This window comes from Exiguobacterium sp. s189 (assembly GCF_018617615.1).
Lineage (GTDB): Bacteria > Bacillota > Bacilli > Exiguobacteriales > Exiguobacteriaceae > Exiguobacterium > Exiguobacterium aestuarii_A.
The window spans coordinates 307,531-325,473 of record NZ_JACSKM010000001.1; the positions used below are offsets into that span (position 1 = coordinate 307,531).

Annotated in this window: 17 protein-coding genes; 5 read left to right on the top strand and 12 right to left on the bottom strand. The window is 48.7% G+C overall.

The window, feature by feature from the left end:
* Window position 1 precedes the first annotated feature (1 nt).
* From KNO99_RS01525 to KNO99_RS01535, 3 genes are read right to left on the bottom strand one after another with little or no spacing between them, the layout of a single operon-like run.
* Window positions 2-1,144, bottom strand: a complete 1,143-nt coding sequence (locus tag KNO99_RS01525; RefSeq protein WP_214744646.1) for an aminotransferase class I/II-fold pyridoxal phosphate-dependent enzyme — start codon at window positions 1,142-1,144, stop codon at window positions 2-4.
* On the bottom strand, window positions 1,141-1,989 hold the full coding sequence (locus KNO99_RS01530) for an NAD-dependent epimerase/dehydratase family protein (protein ID WP_214744648.1): 849 nt from the start codon (window positions 1,987-1,989) through the stop codon (window positions 1,141-1,143). Before KNO99_RS01530 ends, KNO99_RS01525 begins: the two co-directional genes overlap by 4 nt.
* Before the next feature lie 13 nt (window positions 1,990-2,002).
* Window positions 2,003-3,919, bottom strand: a complete 1,917-nt coding sequence (locus KNO99_RS01535; RefSeq protein WP_214744650.1) for a polysaccharide biosynthesis protein — start codon at window positions 3,917-3,919, stop codon at window positions 2,003-2,005.
* Between the two features lie 397 nt (window positions 3,920-4,316).
* On the opposite strand from KNO99_RS01535, the gene KNO99_RS01540 reads away from it, so the two are divergent.
* Window positions 4,317-5,069, top strand: coding sequence for a homing endonuclease associated repeat-containing protein (locus KNO99_RS01540; RefSeq protein ID WP_214744652.1), 753 nt, complete (start codon window positions 4,317-4,319; stop codon window positions 5,067-5,069).
* A gap of 51 nt (window positions 5,070-5,120) precedes the next feature.
* On the opposite strand, the gene KNO99_RS01545 is transcribed toward KNO99_RS01540, so the two are convergent.
* From KNO99_RS01545 to speE, 4 genes are all read right to left on the bottom strand, one after another.
* Window positions 5,121-6,077, bottom strand: a complete 957-nt coding sequence (locus KNO99_RS01545) for a sodium-dependent bicarbonate transport family permease (protein ID WP_214744654.1) — start codon at window positions 6,075-6,077, stop codon at window positions 5,121-5,123.
* 217 nt (window positions 6,078-6,294) lie between these two features.
* Complete coding sequence (locus tag KNO99_RS01550) at window positions 6,295-6,654, bottom strand: Na-translocating system protein MpsC family protein (RefSeq protein WP_031422162.1); 360 nt, start codon at window positions 6,652-6,654, stop codon at window positions 6,295-6,297.
* Window positions 6,655-7,536, bottom strand: coding sequence for an agmatinase (gene speB, locus KNO99_RS01555; RefSeq protein WP_214744656.1), 882 nt, complete (start codon window positions 7,534-7,536; stop codon window positions 6,655-6,657).
* Window positions 7,533-8,372: a polyamine aminopropyltransferase gene (speE, locus tag KNO99_RS01560; RefSeq protein WP_012727429.1), complete on the bottom strand. Its 840-nt coding sequence runs from the start codon at window positions 8,370-8,372 to the stop codon at window positions 7,533-7,535. The genes speB and speE overlap by 4 nt, the downstream gene beginning before the upstream one ends.
* A 201-nt stretch (window positions 8,373-8,573) precedes the next feature.
* Between speE and KNO99_RS01565 the strand changes: the two genes are divergently transcribed.
* The 4 genes from KNO99_RS01565 (at window position 8,574) to cls (ending at window position 12,878) form a co-directional block, all read left to right on the top strand.
* Entirely contained in the window at window positions 8,574-9,512 is a 939-nt protein-coding gene (locus KNO99_RS01565) for an EAL domain-containing protein (RefSeq protein WP_214744658.1), read from the top strand.
* A 189-nt stretch (window positions 9,513-9,701) separates the two neighbouring features.
* Window positions 9,702-10,886 carry a chloride channel protein gene (locus tag KNO99_RS01570; protein WP_214744660.1) on the top strand — a complete coding sequence of 395 codons (1,185 nt, stop codon included), beginning with the start codon at window positions 9,702-9,704 and terminating at the stop codon, window positions 10,884-10,886.
* A 65-nt stretch (window positions 10,887-10,951) separates the two neighbouring features.
* Window positions 10,952-11,302, top strand: coding sequence for a hypothetical protein (locus KNO99_RS01575; protein WP_074035622.1), 351 nt, complete (start codon window positions 10,952-10,954; stop codon window positions 11,300-11,302).
* Between the two features lie 55 nt (window positions 11,303-11,357).
* Entirely contained in the window at window positions 11,358-12,878 is a 1,521-nt protein-coding gene (gene cls / locus KNO99_RS01580) for a cardiolipin synthase (RefSeq protein ID WP_214744662.1), read from the top strand.
* Here the strand turns inward: cls and KNO99_RS01585 are convergent.
* The 5 genes from KNO99_RS01585 to KNO99_RS01605 all read right to left on the bottom strand — a co-directional run bounded on the left by KNO99_RS01585 (window position 12,854) and on the right by KNO99_RS01605 (window position 17,929).
* On the bottom strand, window positions 12,854-13,387 hold the full coding sequence (locus tag KNO99_RS01585; protein ID WP_251130913.1) for a TVP38/TMEM64 family protein: 534 nt from the start codon (window positions 13,385-13,387) through the stop codon (window positions 12,854-12,856). The two genes, cls and KNO99_RS01585, sit on opposite strands and share 25 nt — an antisense overlap.
* Before the next feature lie 64 nt (window positions 13,388-13,451).
* Window positions 13,452-14,729: a dicarboxylate/amino acid:cation symporter gene (locus KNO99_RS01590; protein WP_214744664.1), complete on the bottom strand. Its 1,278-nt coding sequence runs from the start codon at window positions 14,727-14,729 to the stop codon at window positions 13,452-13,454.
* A 157-nt stretch (window positions 14,730-14,886) separates the two neighbouring features.
* The gene (locus KNO99_RS01595; protein WP_214744666.1) at window positions 14,887-15,390 is read right to left on the bottom strand and encodes a YwhD family protein; all 504 of its coding nucleotides are present in this window, start codon (window positions 15,388-15,390) and stop codon (window positions 14,887-14,889) included.
* Window positions 15,391-15,445: 55 nt separating this feature from the next.
* Window positions 15,446-16,495: a DUF871 domain-containing protein gene (locus tag KNO99_RS01600; protein WP_214744668.1), complete on the bottom strand. Its 1,050-nt coding sequence runs from the start codon at window positions 16,493-16,495 to the stop codon at window positions 15,446-15,448.
* A 60-nt stretch (window positions 16,496-16,555) separates the two neighbouring features.
* Window positions 16,556-17,929 carry a PTS transporter subunit EIIC gene (locus tag KNO99_RS01605; RefSeq protein WP_214744670.1) on the bottom strand — a complete coding sequence of 458 codons (1,374 nt, stop codon included), beginning with the start codon at window positions 17,927-17,929 and terminating at the stop codon, window positions 16,556-16,558.
* Between the last annotated feature and the right edge of the window lie 14 nt (window positions 17,930-17,943).

Genomic DNA, 17,943 nt, shown 5'->3' on the forward strand with positions numbered 1-17,943 from the left:
CTTACACGCTTTTTTCTTTTACGAAATGGCGTGTATCTAGCACGGTCTGAATGACTTTCTGTTGTTCACCAATCGTCAAACTCGAGCTCGATGGTAAGCAAATACCGTTTTCAAATAAGTGACGACTCACGTCTTCCCCGTCAACCGTGACGTATTCGGCATCTCGATAGAGCGGTTGTAGGTGCATCGGTTTCCAGACTGGGCGTGATTCAATTTCGGCGTCGCTCAACTGTTGAATCAACTGATCACGGCTGGCGATGTCGCGTCCGACTTGCATGGCGGTCAACCAACGATTCGCACGAGAGAAAGGGATTTCTTGTTGATACGTGACATCAATCGTCGAAAACATTTGTTCATACCGACGAAAGACGTTACGTCGCGCCCGGACTCGTTGTTCGATGACCTCTAGCTGTCCTCGACCGATTCCTGCCGACACATTACTCAAGCGATAGTTGTACCCGACTTCTTCATGTTCGTAATGTAAAACGTTCTCTCTTGCTTGCGTTGCGAGTTTCAACGCATATTGGCGCTGACTGTCAGAGCCTAGCAATAGCATCCCTCCACCAGACGTGGTGATGATTTTGTTCCCATTGAACGAATAGAATCCGATGTCACCAATCGTACCGGTCATCTGCCCTTTCCAAGTCGCTCCGAGCGATTCCGCCGCATCCTCAATCAGTGTCACCCCAAACTCTTGGCAAATGTGACGAATCTCGCCAATCTTCGCGACTACCCCGTATAAATGAACGACGATGACCGCTTTTGGTAACTTTCCTTTTGTAGCGGCTTGAACCAATGCTTTTCGTAATGCTTCCGGTGACATGTTCCACGTTTCTTTCTCTGAATCGATGAATACCGGGGTCGCCCCGACATACAGAATGGGATTGACCGAAGCGACGAACGTGAGCGACTGACAAAAGATCACATCTCCCCTCTCGATTCCTAACGTCAACAACGCGAGATGGAGCGCCGCTGTGCCAGAACTCGTTGCGAGTGTATGCGGGTGATCAACGTACTTGCCAAGTTCTTCTTCAAAGGCGTTAACGTTCGGACCGAGTGGCGCAATCCAGTTACTTGCGAATGCTTCTTCTACATAAGCCATCTCTCGTCCGGACATGTGCGGTTTTGATAATAAAATAGTCATGTGCTCATGTCCTCCTTCATCATCGTTTGATAGGCGTTGTACCAATCGATTGTCTTCCTCAACCCCTCGTGGAGTGGGGTACGTGGTCGAAATCCAATCATCGCTTCTAGCGTAGGCAAATCTATTTCTTGAAAGACTTGGTCACGCATCGGTAGAGATACATGGACCGGTTGATGCATCTGGTGTCCGATTTCCGTAAGCAGCGTTTGGACGTGTACATAATCCGAGGCATCGATTCGGAACTGTCCAACGATTGGCAAGCCTGACTGAATCAATTTGATGACACGAACGACGGTTTCGACCACATCATCGATATAAGAGGCTTTTACAATATCCGTTGCATAGTATCCAACCATACGATGACCTTGATCGATGGCGAGTATCGCTTTCGAAAACAAGGTTGTCGAATCATCCCAAGGTCCGTATACGTCCTCTGTCATCAGATGAAGCGCTGAGGAAGAATGACGAGTCTGTTCCATCGGAAGGTCGAACGTGATGAACGACTTGATTGACACCCGACTTTTTTGATTCATAACAAGCTGCTTCACTTGTTCGTAACGCTCTATTTGGCGATGCTGATAAACGTTAGATGTTCCATTGCATAAGATGACGTGATTCGGTTCATACATCGTCACGATTTGGCGCATATGTGGCTTATGGGAGACATCCGTTCGAATGAGATGAAACAAGGGATGAGACAAGACGTACAATCGTTGTCTTGCAATTTGCGCTTTCGCTTCTCCTTCATCATCAATCCCAATTACTTCGTATCCGTCTTTTAGTAGTCGCCTGGCAAGATGAAATCCTTTGAACGTGGACACACCGATCACCATGACACGGTCCATTGCACTTCCCCCTTTAATTTCCATCGACGACCCGGATGCGCACTTGCTGGGCTGGGATAAACTCGAATCCACTTGCAAAAATTCGTTGTAAGTCTCGATCAATATCGTTACTGTTCGCGACAAACAATAATGCGTCTGTCAGTGCCGGACCGTTCTGTCGGAAGTGTTCAATCAACCGCAGGATAGGAGCGACCGATGTGAAGGGACGGGTGCAACCGACAAAGATTTTCGGGAAAATATTCGCCTCTGGGTCGAGTTCGTTTGTAGCCAGCAATTCTTCATATAACTTTTCACCCGGGCGAATCCCCGTCACTTCAATCGGAATTTGATCGATGGTAAACCCACTGAGTTCAATCATCTTTTTCGCTAAATCGATAATTTTGACCGGTTCTCCCATATCGAGCACGAAGATTTCTCCACCTCGGGATAACACACTCGCTTGAATGACGAGTCGACTCGCCTCTGGAATGGTCATGAAGTAACGGGTCATCTCTGAATCCGTTACCGTGACCGGTCCTCCTTGAGCAATTTGTTCTTTGAAGAGAGGGACGACCGAACCACGGCTACCGAGAACGTTACCGAATCGAACGACAGCGAAAATCGTATCGCTTGAACGCGCTTTTTCCTGAACGATCATCTCGGCGATTCGTTTCGTCGACCCCATGACGTTCGTTGGATTGACCGCTTTATCGGTCGATACCATGACAAATCGATCGACCCGATATTTCGAAGCCACATCGACCATATTCTTTGTACCATAGATGTTATTTTTGACTGCTTCAAGCGGGTTGTCTTGCATGAGCGGAACGTGTTTGTGTGCCGCTGCATGATAGACGATTTCTGGACGATACGTTTGAAAGACGTGTTCGAGTCGCTCTAGGTCTTGCACATCCCCGATCACCGGATGAAGTTTCGTCTCGAAACCCAGTCCGTTTAACTCTTTTTCAATTAAATAAATGCTGTTTTCTCCATGTCCGAAAAGGATCATCTCGGCCGGTTTGAACTTAATCAACTGACGACAGAGTTCCGAACCGATCGATCCTCCAGCTCCTGTCACGAGGACCGTTGCCCCTTCCACATGTTTCGAGATACCTGAAATATCAAGTTGCACCGGTTCTCGCCCTAACAAATCCTCGATTTTCACTTCGCGAATTTCGTTAATCGACACGTTTCCGGTCGCAAGTTCGGACAACATCGGGAGTGCATGTGATTCAACGCCAGTCTTTTCAATCCGTTTCAACAATTCAATTCGTCTCGCGTGCGCAAGACTCGGGATAGAGAAAATGACGACTTCGATTCCTTGTTCTTCGATGATGCGCTCTAAATCGTCTGTCGTACCGAGAATCGGGACACCGTGTACATATAAGGAGGCGAGCATCGGATCGTCATCGATAATTCCAACCACATGGAGGACGTTCGTCCGATACTCTTTCAACTCACGTACGATGAGCTGTCCAGAGTTCCCGGCCCCGATGATCAGTGTTTTCCGACCTTGCGGAGCAGGATGCGGCTTGAACGTATGCAAGACGTGATGACGGGCCAAGAAACGCGTGAATAAAATCATGTTGAATGCTAGCAGCCCTTGAACCGCAATCATGACACCGAGCCCGCGTCCGAATTGAAACTGGTTGTAGGCGAATAGAATCAAGTCGCTGCTAACCAACGCAATGGTTACTTGTTTCATTTCATGGATTGAGGCGTATCGCCAATCGATTCGATGAATTTTCAAAAGCGCCCCGACAAGCATGAAGCTAAACATTTTGATTGCCACCATCAGTAACAAATCGTATGTTGTTGCTGTGAACGGCATCACTTTCGAAAATAAAATATCAAACGTCATATATAAGACGATTGAGACGATTGCGATATCGACGCAGAAAAACAGTAAGTTTCTGCGATTTCTTCGATATACGTTGACGAGTGTAGCCATTGTGTATTGCACCTCCAAATGTCTAAGTTGTGTAATCGTGTTGGGTATGGTGTGCGAAGAATACGTTGATGCTAGTAAACTACCCGAGTCGTTGTAACAAATTTAAGGATAATGCGAGCTTTTTGTTATTAATGAAATCGCTGTAACAAATAAGTTCACAAAGTTATTCTCATCTTTTCCTTCACATAATGAATAATTTTCTTCCGAGCGGGAATGGAAAGAACATACCAAATAAAATTGGGTGTTGTTGACAACTGTGTTTTGAATGAAAAGGAGGAACCTGTACCGCATCGCTGTTTGACTTCTGTACGACCAATCTGACAACATACATGTTCATTCACACCAAGAGACCTTCTGAGACGCCCGTGAGCGTTCACACAAAAGGAGAGACACCAAGATGAAAAAATGGACACGACCTCAAATCGTACAAGCTTTGCAGTTGGCTGCCCAAGAATACGCAGAACTTGATTCCAAACAATACAGCGTTTGGTCTCATGACAAGAATGTCCCTTCCCTTTCCACCGTCATCCACCAATTTGGTTCGTGGCGCGAAGCCCTCGTTGCAGCACAGATTAAGCTTTCGTTTCATTATTATTCAGACGAAGATATTCTACGCGCGTTAAACAAAGCCGCAGAAGAGCTCACGCTATTCACGAGTCAAACGTACCGAGAATGGTCAAAAGTGACACGATCGCCTTCTCTCACCCTCATCAGTAGTCGCTTTGGTTCATGGTCGAATGCACTCCGAGAAGCGAAACTTCAAACAACGGCCGCCAAAAATAGTGAAGAACGCATCATCCAAGCCTTGATTGAAGCATCGGAAGAACTCGAACGCCTCACTTCTCAACATTACGCGGTGTGGGCGCAAGAACGCGGCTATCCGACCGTTGCGACCATCGCTAGAAAGTACGGTTCTTGGAGCTATGCTCTTTTCGTATTGGATATCGCTCCACCGAAACGGAAATGGGATGAAGAGGATGTGATTGAAGCGCTCCGGCTCGCGAAAAAAGAATTGCCTCATTTCAGCATCCTCCACTATCGAAAATGGGCGGAAGGACGAAACGTGCCGAGTACATCGACGATCAACGTCCTCTTTGGAAGCTGGACGGCCGCTCTCAAATGTATGGAAGCGCAAAAAGTGACACAATGATGCTCAACGAACACACAAAAAGCGCCGACTCAAGAGGAGTCGACGCTTTTTTCATGTGACGATTGCAATGTACAACGGAATACCAATCAACAAGTTGAACGGGAACGTGACCGCAAGGGAGAGGGTCAAATAAAAGGATGGTTTCGCTTCTGGGACCGAAGCTTGTAGCATCGCAGGCGCGGCGATATACGAACCGCTCGCCGCTAATGTCATAAGAAGTATCGTTCCTCCTTCCGAAAGACCAGCGACACCCGCCGCCAAAAAGCCAACAAGTGCCCCAATCAACGGGAATAACATTCCCATGGCAACGAACTTCAGCCCATACGTCGGCACCGTCTTCAACTGTTGTCCGACTTTTACTCCCAATCCTAATAAGAAGAGGAGCAACACCCCTGGGAACAAATCCACAAAGAACGGTTTGAGCGGAGTCGCGTCTGGTGTCACGAGTCCGACCACAAGACCTGCCAGCATAAGCAAGATGCTCTTCGAAAACAAGCTATCCCGGAGGACAGACAGCGAATTCGTCTTACCCGATGTCGCCGTGATCCCCATCACCTGCGTTTGGTTATATAACAGTAACGCCACAATCAGTCCAGGGATTTCAAGAACGACGACCAATGTCGTCATGAACGGCTCATATCCAATCCCAAGTCGCTCAAGCTGCGTTGACGCGGCCACATAGGTCACGAGCGAGACGGAACCAAACGTCGCAGCCATGGCAATCCGTTCGTGGAAGGTAAACTTCAGAAGACCTCCTGCGAGAAAAGCGAGGAGCGGTAATAAAATCCCAATCAACAGCGTCACCGTCAATGGCAGGGCAATTTCTTCAAATGATACCGAGGCGAGTCCCATCCCACCTTTTAATCCAATGGCCAGTAGTAAGTAAATGTTGAGCGTCGTGCTCAGTGAATCAGGAATCTTCAAGTTCGACTTCCCGACTGCGGCAATCACACCCGTCACAAACAGAAGCACGGGAGCGCTCGTGAGTAAAAATAAAAACAATTCCATACATGTTCCTCCTTGGCGACAAAAAAGCGCACACCTAAAGAAGGCGTGCGCTGTATGCCGACGGCTCGACTATTCGCTCCGTCAGGCCGACAACTGTCGGTTGATTAAATTGTTCAGTAGCTCCGTAAGAAGATCTCGAAAGCACGCCTCATGACGACTCGTCCATTCGCTCCTCTCACGTCTCTGAATTTCATTTTAAAAAGTCAACGTTCCGTTGTCAATCGGTTTGATCCCAAGGCGCGTCCAACCGAAAGACGATGAGACGCTCCCCTGTTTTCGTACTGATGTCCGTGTGGAGCGAAACAATCGAACGGCCGAGCACTTGCCCGACAATCGTTTCAAGTTGGCTCCGTCCCGATTCGACGAGATTGTTGCGGTATTTTTTCAATTGCTCGCGACCTGACGACTTGGTGGCCAAATCATATTCGGCCGGCGTCAACACCCCTTGAAGCGTGACGATGGCGAGGTCCCGAAGCAGGTCTGCCTTACACGTCAATGACCCGCGACCCAAGTATTCTTTCTCCCATTGGGTGATCCGGGCGCTCAGTTCCATTTCCAGCTGACCTTTTTTCCGCATTTACTTCACGAATCCAATCATCATCTCACGAAGAATTTTTGCTGCCGCGATGGCCGTCATATCCGACTGATCGTATGCCGGTGACACTTCGACAAGGTCTGCGCCGATGATGTCGAGGTCTGCGTTCGCGATAGCGTGTACCGCTTCTAACAATTCTTTCGTCGAGATGCCGCCGATTTCTTGTGTACCCGTCCCTGGTGCTGCTGACGGGTCAAGAACGTCGATGTCGATCGTGACGTATACTTTTTTCCCAGCAAGTGTCGGTAAGACGCGCTTGAGAGGCTTGATGACTTCAAATTGATGCATGTTGTAGCCGACTTCACGTGCCCACTCGAACTCTTCTTTCATCCCTGAACGGATCCCGAACGAGTAGCAGTTCGATGGTCCAATCAAGTTTGCCGCTTTTTTAAGCGGAGTCGAGTGTGAGAGCGGCTCGCCTTCATACTCATCCCGAAGGTCCGTATGCGCATCCAAGTGGAGGATGACAAAGTCGTCGCCGTACACGTCGTGCATCGCTTTGATGATTGGCCATGTGACAAGATGTTCGCCACCCATTCCGAGTGGGAACTTGCCTGCTTTGACGACATCTTTGACAAACGCCTCGATCATATCGAGCGACTTCGGTGCGTTTCCGAATGGAAGTGGGATATCCCCAGCATCGTATACCGCTGCATCTGCCAAATCACCATCTAAATACGGGCTGTATTCTTCAAGTCCAATCGATACTTCACGAATCCGGTTCGGACCGAAACGTGAACCCGGACGGAAACTGACCGTCCAGTCCATTGGCATCCCGTAAAGAACCGTCTTCGCCTCTGTCACCTCTGGGAGACTGGCGATAAACACTTTACCTGAGTATGCTTCATCAAAACGTTTGATCATTTTGTCAAATCCTCCACGAATTTCGGAAGGACGAACGCCGCGTTGTGAAGCTTCGGCGTGTAGTATTTTGTTTCGATGTCATGGAAACGCTCAGCCGATACTTGTTCTGGATCGTATTTCTTCGAACCGATTGTGAACGTCCACATCCCGCTCGGGTACGTCGGAACGTTCGCTGTGTACAATTTCGTGATCGGGAAGATTTCCTTCACGTCACGTTGAACCGTTTGAATGAGTTCTGGTGTGAACCATGGGTTATCCGTTTGTGCGACAAAGATGCCATCCTCTTTGAGCGCTTTCGAGATGCCTGCATAGAATCCTTTTGTGAAGAGGTTCGCTGCTGGTCCGACTGGTTCTGTCGAGTCGACCATGATGACGTCGTACTCGTTTTCTGACTTCGCAATATGCATGAAACCGTCACCGACGATGACTTCAACACGTGGGTTATCAAGTTCACCGGCAATGTTTGGCAAGTATTTCTTCGAATATTCAATGACTTTCCCGTCGATATCAACGAGAACTGCCTTTTCAACTGATGGGTGTTTCATGATTTCACGGATGACACCGCCGTCTCCCCCACCGACTACAAGCACATGCTTAGGATTCGGGTGTGTAAAGAGTGGGACGTGTGCGACCATCTCGTGATAGACGAATTCGTCCTTATCCGTCGTCATGACCATCCCGTCAAGTAACAACATCGTTCCGAACTCGTCCGTTTCGACCATTTCTAGTCGTTGAAACTCCGTTTGTTCGCTCTCATAAACGTGGTTTACACGGAACGTGATTCCGTAATCTTCTGTTTGGTGCTCCGTAAACCATAATTTTAATTTTTGGTCCATCGATAGAACCCCTTTCTGTTCAAAAAGTTGTTCGTATGCGAGTGGCGTTTTGAGGCGCTTCTTAATCATACGATAGGAAGTATACAAAACCTGTACCCATTTTGCACGAATTTTTTGAAGAATGGTTCCTGAATGTGAGTTTTTTGTGAGACGTGACCGATATACTGAATGAACCAATTTTGAATGGAAAGGTGGAATAGTATGTGGTCACCCTGCGCTTCTTGTAATACAACGATTCCTTTGATTGCTCAAGGGACACTCGTCACAACATTTAAGGAATACCCGTATACATCGTTTGAAGAACTAGATGTACTTCTCTCGCAAGCAAATGGAACGGTATACTGTGTCGATCCTGCATCGAACCGTCAGACCCCGCCGCTTGAGGTCGACATGTTAAAGGATCAGCTTGCCAATCGGCACATCATTGAACAGATTCAGCATGGCACGTTCGAGAGTCATCTCCAGCCAATCATCTTCCTCGATTCTACGGAAACGTTCGGGTACGAGGCACTTCTCCGTAGCGGTGCCAACATCTCGCCTTATGATTTATTCCGGACGGCAAACCGTTTCGGTCTTCATTCGAAGCTCGATCAGCGGGCTCGTGCTGAGGCGATTAAAGCGACGTATGAAGTCATCGCCCCTCATCAAAAGACATTCATCAACTTCTTACCCTCAACGATTTACAACCCGGACTATTGTTTGCAGCATACGTTCGACATCATCGACCGATATCAACTTAGTCCGGACCGCTTTATCTTTGAAGTTGTGGAGACGGAGAAGGTACATGACGTCGATCATCTCCAGCATGTCTTTTCGACATATAAAAAGCGCGGGATGCAAGTTGCATTAGACGATGTCGGTGCAGGTTTCTCGACCATCGATATGTTGAAGCGACTCGAACCGGACTATGTCAAAATCGACCGCTCGTATATTTCATTTTGTGATGAGGATGCCGAGAAGCGGGATTTCCTCAAAAAAGTGCGTGCGTTGACCCACTCGATGGGCATCACACTTCTCGCTGAAGGCGTCGAACGTATCGAAGAAGCTGATGTGTGCCGTGAACTCGGATTTGATTTGGCACAAGGTTATTTCTTCGGAAAACCGGCTCCTGCGAAAGAGCACGCCATCAAAACAGCATAAGCATATTTCGTTATTCTAAGTGTGGGCATCGACTTGATCGAGTGCCCGCACCTTTTTTGTTTTTCGTATGAAGCGGTTGTCGTTTTCATCACTTCGATACGGTTTCGTCGATTTTTAGGTTTCAGTCCGAGGTGTTGAGGAGATAGCATATTATAGAAGGTCGACGCGAGCAAAAAGGTGGAGATGTAGATGAAATCATGGATTGTCAGTGGCTATGCCATCGTACTCGGAATCATCATCGGCTTAGTGAGTTGGCTCTTTTTATCCGTTGTTTATAAAGGCATACACGTTGTGTGGCATACGGTACCTGAGCAATTTAATTTTCCGTTTTATGTGTTTCTCGTGCCGGTCATTGCCGGGGTATGCATCGGTCTGTTGCAACGTCGGTATGGGCGAATGCCCCGTCTCATGCCTGAGGTGTTAGAAGAACGAAAAGGAACGGGGCGCATTGACTATCGTTTGATCGGCTTTACGACGTTGACCGCCCTCCTTGTTCTCATTGGAGGAGCAAGTCTCGGTCCCGAGGCTGCGCTCGTCGGCATCGTCGGTGGGCTCACGACGTGGTTCTCAGAGCGCATCCGTCACGTTCGTCAAGAATTAGCGGAATTGCAAGAAGTCGGTCATGCCGTCGTGCTCGGGATCGTCTTCAACGCGCCACTCTTCGGGGCAATCGCAGCGGAAGAGACCGAGCAGAAAAAGCAACCGATGCTGAACCTGCTTGCGACACTCGCCGGAATCGGGACGTTTTATTTACTCAATCAACTTGACGAACGTCCACCGTTCATCATTAAGTTCCTTGCGATTGAAAGTGTCCAGATTGATTGGACGATGTTATTCATTATTCTTGGCGGCATGGTTCTCGGCTGGCTTTACTTGGTCAGTGAACATGCATTGATGCGGCTCTTCTCAAACGTGCCGATTCTACTCCTCACAACGCTCGGCGGCGTCGGGATCGGGATCATGGCTCTACTTTATCCGGACCTCCTCTTCTCCGGAGAAGAAACGATTCTTGAGTATATCGACGAGTGGAGTCTGATTCCGCTCTACACCCTTCTCTTATTTAGTGTACTGAAACTGCTCTTTACGGCGTTCTGTCTAGCGACTGGATGGCGCGGTGGACACATCTATCCGCTTCTCTTCTCGTCGTTCACACTCGGCTATTTTTTCAGCCTCTTATTCGAGCTCGATATGACATTCTCGGTCGTTCTGACGACGAGCGCTTTACTCGCCACGGCGATGCGACAACCGTTGGCCACCATCGTGTTACTCGTGCTCTTTTTCCCACCGAATAGTTGGCTCTATGTATTCGCGGTCGTGGCAATCGTTTCTAAAATTCCACTTCCTTCATTCATCCATTCGCCAGTGAAAGCTTGATTTTAGATATTGAAAAAAGGGTAATTAATGTATAGTTATGCAATCTGTCGAAAGGAGGAACGGTTGTGAGCGAATACGAAATGGCCATTGAAAACCTAATTGACGCAGTTAGCTCGGATTGGATCAGCATTATTTTAGCTATTTTAGTCGTGATTATGGGGATTGTCGTTTTCATCTATGTCGTCATGACAATCGTCGACATGTTTTTATCCAAGGACATCGTCTGGGGAATCGTTGAAGTCATCGCTCTATTCGTAGGACTGGCAGTGCTCTTGTCCGTCTTCTATTACTGGAATCGAAATCGGGTTAAAGCACAGTTCGGTCTCTTCCTCGTCTTGTTCTCTCTCGCAGTAAATGTGTACTTCTTCGTTCGTTATGCGGACGAAATCAACGCTGTTCTGAACAGTGTGTATTAAAAAACGAGGGGATTAATCCCCTCGTTTTCATCGTCTCTGAAAGGTGGTTTTCCGTTTGAAACGTCGCGTGATTCAACTCATCATCATGATCCTCAGCGTTATCTTGCTCGTCGGTCTCTTGTTTTGGCTCGATGTCCTCATTCCCGTATTAATCGGGATTGCCATCGTCGCACCGCTCGTCGTCGGTTGGCAGATTTTATTTGACCAAGTACAGCCCCAAGGGAAGCTCGCCTGGTTATTGACTGTATTCTTCATCCCGTTCATCGGCGTCTTGGCATGGGTCATGTTCGGCCGTACGCCGCGTCGCCATCGACGCTTTAAACGAACATCGTCAGAAATCCGAATGCTAAAACAAGCGATCGAGAGTGAAAAAATCGAGACTTCTCCTGATATCGTGTCTGCTTATCCGTTGACACGGACACTTGAAAAATTAGGAGCAAGCGGTGCGGACGCTCACACGTCGACAACTCTCCTTGTCAACGGCGAAGAAAAATTCGACGCACTATTAGATGCCATCAACAGTGCGACCGACCATATCCACATTCAATACTATCTATTTAGAACCGATGAGATTTCATTAAAGGTCCGAGATGCACTCATCCAAAAATCGAATGAAAACGTCATCGTTCGCTTTTTATATGACGGGCTCGGTAGCCAAGAAATCGGGGAGGACTTTATTCAGCCGTTACGGGAATCCCGTGTCCACGTCCAAGCGTTTGACCCGGTCTTGCATCCATACCTCGTTTTCAATGCCAACTTCCGCAACCACCAAAAATTGATTGTCGTGGATGGACGAATCGCGCTAACAGGCGGGTTGAACGTCGGTGATGAATATCTAGGGAAAAATGAGAAGCTCGGTTTCTGGCGTGACACGCATCTACGTCTCGAAGGTCCCCTCGTCCGAGAACTTCAACAGCTCTTCGTCGAGAACTGGTTATATGCGGGACAAGGGACAATCGATGAGACGTGGGATCTATTCGCAGACGAAGAACATCTCTCTCAGTATTTTGTGAATGAACCAAAAGGACAAAACGGGGCGACACAACTGCTCGTCACCTCACCGGGTAAAGACGTGACGATTCGTGACGGGTTGATGCGTCTGTTGATGGAGGCAAAAGAGTCAATTTGGCTCACCACCCCATACCTTGTGCCTCCACCTGAACTGTTGGCGATTCTCGAAGTCGCAGGTCGTAGCGGCATCGATGTGCGCATCGTCGTACCGGGCAAGGGGGACGAATGGTTCAGCTTCCATGCGACCGAATATTATTTCGAACAGCTTTTGAAGCGGAACATTAAAATCTATAAATACAATCGCCATTTCATTCATGCCAAAACGCTCCTGATTGATGGCAAAGTTGCCCTCGTCGGGTCAGCCAACTTCGACTTTCGGAGTATGTTTCTCAACCATGAGATGATGATTGCCCAATTCGATACGACGTCAATTCAACAACTTCACGAAGCCTTTTTAAAAGATTTTGAAGAATCGATTTTAATCGACTGGGCTGTGTTACGGAAGAAAACGACTGGTAAGCGTTTCGTCGAGGCGTTTTGTCATATCTTCTCGCCTCTTCTCTGACGCATTCGCCAGACAAGATAAGAAACTCCGACGAGACCGACCAAGAACAATTGCCATCCGACCGTCAATTGCATCGCTGCCGTCACCGCCAGCCCTTCCATGATGAGGGCAGGCACTTTCCCAATCGTACTTGCGAACGCAAATGAGGCGAGTGTCATACGACTGAACGCTGCCGATAACGTGACGAGTCCAGACGGTACGAACGGCATGAGACGCATGCTAAGGACGAGAAACCAGGCCTCGGCTCCTGTAGCCTCACGGAGTCGCTGAAACCGGCCTCCGTTCGGGGACGTGTAACGATGCAGTGCTTTTCGGTAAAGGATGAAACTGACGATGGCTCCTATCGCCTCACCGACAATCGAGACGAGAATACCAGGTACGAGACCGAGGACGCTCACGTTGATCGCCGTCAAAAAAGCGCTCGGTAACACCCCGGCCACCGCAATCACACTATTTAGTAAAATACTCATTATTAAAAATAAAGGGAGCGGGAGAAGTTCCCATTCCATAACGATCACTCTTTCTCTTCACAAAATAAGGGCCATGACGCACTTGTCATGGCCCTTTACTATATCATAGCGATGATGAAGAGGTCGCGCCTGCTTCATCCCACGAGTCTTCGTCGACTGGTGGTAGATGTTTTTCTTCCAATTTCGAAACAACGACGGCACATGCCGCATCCCCCGTGATGTTGACAGATGTGCGAAGCATATCGAGAATACGATCGACTCCGATGATGAGGGCAATCCCCTCTACCGGCAAGTTAACCGACTGAAGGACGAGGGCAAGCATGACAAGCCCGACTCCTGGTACACCCGCTGTCCCGATTGAAGCGAGGACCGCGGTAATGACGACCGTCAACAATTGAGTCATTGTTAAGTCAGAAGCAAATACTTGCGCGATGAAGATGGTAGCAACACCTTGCATGATGGCTGTTCCGTCCATGTTGACCGTTGCCCCGAGTGGTTGCACGAACGACGAAATCGAACGTGGTACTCCGAGTTTTCTCTGTGCGACTTCCATCGATACCGGAAGCGTCGCATTTGACGAAGACGTCGAGAATGCGAATGTCATCGCCTCATAGAAGTTTTTGAAGAAGAACACTGGGCTCATCTTTCCGATGAAGTAAACGGCTGCCCCGTATACAATCGTTGCGTGTAAGAAGAGCGTCAAGACGACGGCGATCATATACCATGCCATGGCGACGACCGCATCGAGACCGATACCTCCAATCGCCGAAGCAATCAATGCGAATGCACCGTATGGCGCGAGCTTCATGACGATCTGGATGAGGTACATCATGATGCGATCACCTTGTTTGACGAATTGACGCCATGTCTTCGCCTTGTCCCCAAGGGCGATTAACGCAAATCCAATCAATGCTGCAAAGACGATGATTTGAAGCATGTTTCCTTCAGCGAGTGCCGTAATCGGATTCGTTGGAATCATATTGACGAATGTCTGTACGATATTTGAAGAATCCTCGGTCGCTGTAGACTCAAATTCAAGACCTGTTGTTTGGAAGTCCCCACGCTCCCCTGGTTGTAAGACAGATGCGACGCCCATCGCCAACATAATCGCAAGTGCTGTCGTCGCTAAGAAGAACAAAATCGACTTCGTCCCGACCCGACCTAGCTCTTTCGGGTCCCCGAGACCCATGACGCCTAAAATAATCGAGAAGAAGACAATCGGCACGACTAACATTTTAATTAAATTCAAAAAGATTGTTCCGATTGGAGATAAAATATACGGATTCACAATCTCATAAATTGAATCCGGCAATCCCGCCAATCCGAGACCAACTACAACACCTAGCGCGAGACCGATTAAGATTTTTTTCGTTTCGCTCATCGTATCACCCTTTCTTTATTTCACAATGTAGTCAGTATATCATAATACTGAATTTTCATACAATTACAAATGAATATCTCTTCAGTTACATATTTTCCCGTTACTCCCAAAAATGCGAAACAAAAAAGATTGGAGACGAAAAATTCGTCCAATCTTTTTACTCGGCGCCTAAGCGCTCGAGCTCTGCATGAAGTTCAGTCGAGTTTGACCAAATTTCCGGGCGATGTTCTTGCAAGAAATTCGCCAATACGTCGCGGGAAGGAGCGTCCATCATGTCGATTAAAATCCGACCCTTCAACGATTTGTCCATCTGATTGACGTGATAAGGCAATAACTTATAGCCTCGTCTCGCTTCGACATCTACCAACATGTCACATGCCGCGACGCCGCCATAATAAAAGCCTTCTCGTTTTCGACCGACCGTCACCCAAACGATCCAGTACGATTTCCCGTTCGGTACCGCTTCTTGGTCCGTTAAAAACTTGATGCGCTTCTCGATGGCAGACTTGGCGTGCATCGCACCCATGTCGATTGTCGCCGTTCCCGCCTCGACATCGATGATGACCGGGGACATGTTATTTAAACTGAGCGAACCGACACCAAAACCGCCGTGTCCGTCCGTCGCGTCGTCTGAAATGATATTAAAATTAATGTCTTTCATGTTCCACCCTCCCTCTCTACTGTACACAATGATATAGGATGGTGGCAATCCCGAGTCACGTCCAATCGATTTGGAAACGTCCACCAGGTCCGATATGTTGAACGAGCGTGCGGTTCATTTCAATGACCCGACCGATGACGTTGACCCGTTCATCTGCCGGCAAATCTCGCTTCGTTACTTGCAGTTCTCCCGCATAACGTCCATATCGTTCATTGTCCATCGTGATGCTGCCGAGCAGTCGTTCTTCTGTATTTTGCGGTTGAATCAAATGGTCACCTGGTCGTCCGTAAGCTCTCGATTCGACCGAACGAATGACATCTCGGGCTGGATCCATCCGGTTCGTATGCAGTGTCGGTAATGAATCGACACTGTACTCTGAAGTTGCATGAAGGACGATGATCCCTTCATCGTACGCTTGAAATTGTCGCATCGCCTGATTGGACACGCGCGGGTCACCAATCAAAATCCGGTCGACCGTCGCTTGTAAATCGATATAACACGAAAGCGGAGACTGATGGCGATGCTCCTCGAGTGTCGGTAACGTCTCATGAAGCGGACCACGCAATTGTTCATCTCCAGGGATGAACGCTTGTACCTTGATTCCTTGCGTATGTAGCCAGGCGTTTCTCTCGTCAAACCAGGAGCGGTCGAGCCCCGTCTCAGGACGAGGATAAAAGTTATGCCACGCTTCGACGTGGTCACGCTGTAATCCCTGCCGCACCATCTCTTCAAACTCTGTTTCCGTGAGCGTACTAGCATTGAGCGCGACCATCATATGTCGTGACAAGTCGGCCACTTGTTTCGATGTGACGCCATAGTCGACACGTAACCCTGTGACGCCCCACTCTAACAATGTATGGGCATCATTCCAGTCCTTGCCGAGCGCCTGTAGAGATGACGGAGCGATGTCTGCCACGAGCTCCATCTCCAGACGTTTTGCCAATTCCCCTAACTGCTGGAGCCGTCCTGTATATAACGTCGAATCGTCTTCTGGAATATGAAGCGATGTGAAGATGCTTGTAAACCCGCTCTCTCGCATGCGTTCGATCCAATCAATAGACACAGACGTCAGTTCCTCACTTAAGTAAACGGAAATCCCTCTCATCTATTTCCCTCCTCACAAAACGTATAGAAAAAGATGACTCGACCGAGCCATCTTTGTTTGTCAAATCCCATCCGCCATCTCTTCTTTGAAGCCGAAGAAATAAGTAAACAAGAAGCCTGCCGTATAAGAAATCAATAGTCCGGCGACATACGTCAAGTACATTCCGTCGTCAATCAGTGGCGTAAGGGATAGACCCGATACGCCAATGCCAAGTGCAGCCGTCTTCATCGTTGCCTGAAAGGCACCACCGACCGCGGCGCCGAGACAAGCCGTTAAGAACGGACGTCCAAGCGGAAGCGTGACCCCGTAAAGGAGTGGTTCACCGATTCCGAGGAAACCGACCGGGATGGCCCCTTTGATAATATTACGGAGTCGTGGGTTGCTTGTCTTCACAAAAATCGCAAGCGCCGCACCAACTTGACCGGCACCCGCCATCGCCAAGATTGGAAGAAGCGCCGTCGTCCCGACCGTATTCAAAAGTTCTAAATGGATCGGCGTCAAACCATGGTGTAATCCGACCATAACGAGCGGTAAGAAGAAACCGGCCAAAAGTGCACCAGCGACAGGTCCCCCGAACTCAAGCGTCGCATTAATGCCTCGCATGATCCCATCTGACAATACACCCGCGACCGGCATGATCGCATAGAGCGCTGTAAATCCGACGATGAGGACTGTGAAGAGTGGTGTGAAGATAATATCAATCGATACCGGCATGAAGCGACGAATGTGCTTCTCGATATACGTCATGAGCCAACCGGCAAAAATAACACCGAACAACCCTCCACGTCCGACGACGAGCGGTTCCCCATAAATGACAATGTCTGCGAGGAGCGGGTTGAATAGAATCCCCCCGGCAATCGCCCCGAGCACCGGTGTCCCCCCGAATTCTTTCGCCGTGTTCCACCCGACGAGGATGGCTAAGTATGCGAAGACTGTGCTACCGAGAACGAGTAAAATCTGCATCCACGTCTCCGTCCGGTCGACACCGGCGTTGACGGCAAAGTTCGCCGCCCCGTTGATGATTCCTGAAGCGACGAGACCCGGAATGAGCGGGATGAAGATATTCCCGAGTCGACGAAGGAATCGTTTGAACGGTGACTTTTGCTTCTCTTTTACTTTTTGACGCTCCACCGCTGCGCGTTCCTCTGGCGTCAAGTTCGCATCCACTGACTCTTCTCCGATCGCAAGGCCTGTCTCATGACTCATATAATCTGCGACCCGATTCACCGTTCCCGGACCGACGACGATTTGTAGCGTCTCATCATCGATGACCCCCATGACGCCATCAACCTTCTTCAAGGCGTCAAGATCGGCTTTGGTCGAATCCTTCAACGACAACCGGACACGCGTCATACAGTGAGCGAGTTGACGAATGTTCTCTTTCCCCCCGACATGTGCGAGGATGTCCCGTGCTAAAACCTCTTCTTTCTTCATCTCGATTTTCCCCC

What these genes read in the sequence shown, in the direction of transcription:
- KNO99_RS01525 (WP_214744646.1), bottom strand. Translation starts at nt 1,144, where the DNA reads ATGACTATTTTATTATCAAAACCGCACATGTCCGGACGAGAGATGGCT.
- KNO99_RS01530 (WP_214744648.1), bottom strand. Translation starts at nt 1,989, where the DNA reads ATGGACCGTGTCATGGTGATCGGTGTGTCCACGTTCAAAGGATTTCAT.
- KNO99_RS01535 (WP_214744650.1), bottom strand. Translation starts at nt 3,919, where the DNA reads ATGGCTACACTCGTCAACGTATATCGAAGAAATCGCAGAAACTTACTG.
- KNO99_RS01540 (WP_214744652.1), top strand. Translation starts at nt 4,317, where the DNA reads ATGAAAAAATGGACACGACCTCAAATCGTACAAGCTTTGCAGTTGGCT.
- KNO99_RS01545 (WP_214744654.1), bottom strand. Translation starts at nt 6,077, where the DNA reads ATGGAATTGTTTTTATTTTTACTCACGAGCGCTCCCGTGCTTCTGTTT.
- KNO99_RS01550 (WP_031422162.1), bottom strand. Translation starts at nt 6,654, where the DNA reads ATGCGGAAAAAAGGTCAGCTGGAAATGGAACTGAGCGCCCGGATCACC.
- speB (WP_214744656.1), bottom strand. Translation starts at nt 7,536, where the DNA reads ATGATCAAACGTTTTGATGAAGCATACTCAGGTAAAGTGTTTATCGCC.
- speE (WP_012727429.1), bottom strand. Translation starts at nt 8,372, where the DNA reads ATGGACCAAAAATTAAAATTATGGTTTACGGAGCACCAAACAGAAGAT.
- KNO99_RS01565 (WP_214744658.1), top strand. Translation starts at nt 8,574, where the DNA reads ATGTGGTCACCCTGCGCTTCTTGTAATACAACGATTCCTTTGATTGCT.
- KNO99_RS01570 (WP_214744660.1), top strand. Translation starts at nt 9,702, where the DNA reads ATGAAATCATGGATTGTCAGTGGCTATGCCATCGTACTCGGAATCATC.
- KNO99_RS01585 (WP_251130913.1), bottom strand. Translation starts at nt 13,387, where the DNA reads ATGGAATGGGAACTTCTCCCGCTCCCTTTATTTTTAATAATGAGTATT.
- KNO99_RS01590 (WP_214744664.1), bottom strand. Translation starts at nt 14,729, where the DNA reads ATGAGCGAAACGAAAAAAATCTTAATCGGTCTCGCGCTAGGTGTTGTA.
- KNO99_RS01595 (WP_214744666.1), bottom strand. Translation starts at nt 15,390, where the DNA reads ATGAAAGACATTAATTTTAATATCATTTCAGACGACGCGACGGACGGA.
- KNO99_RS01600 (WP_214744668.1), bottom strand. Translation starts at nt 16,495, where the DNA reads ATGAGAGGGATTTCCGTTTACTTAAGTGAGGAACTGACGTCTGTGTCT.
- KNO99_RS01605 (WP_214744670.1), bottom strand. Translation starts at nt 17,929, where the DNA reads ATGAAGAAAGAAGAGGTTTTAGCACGGGACATCCTCGCACATGTCGGG.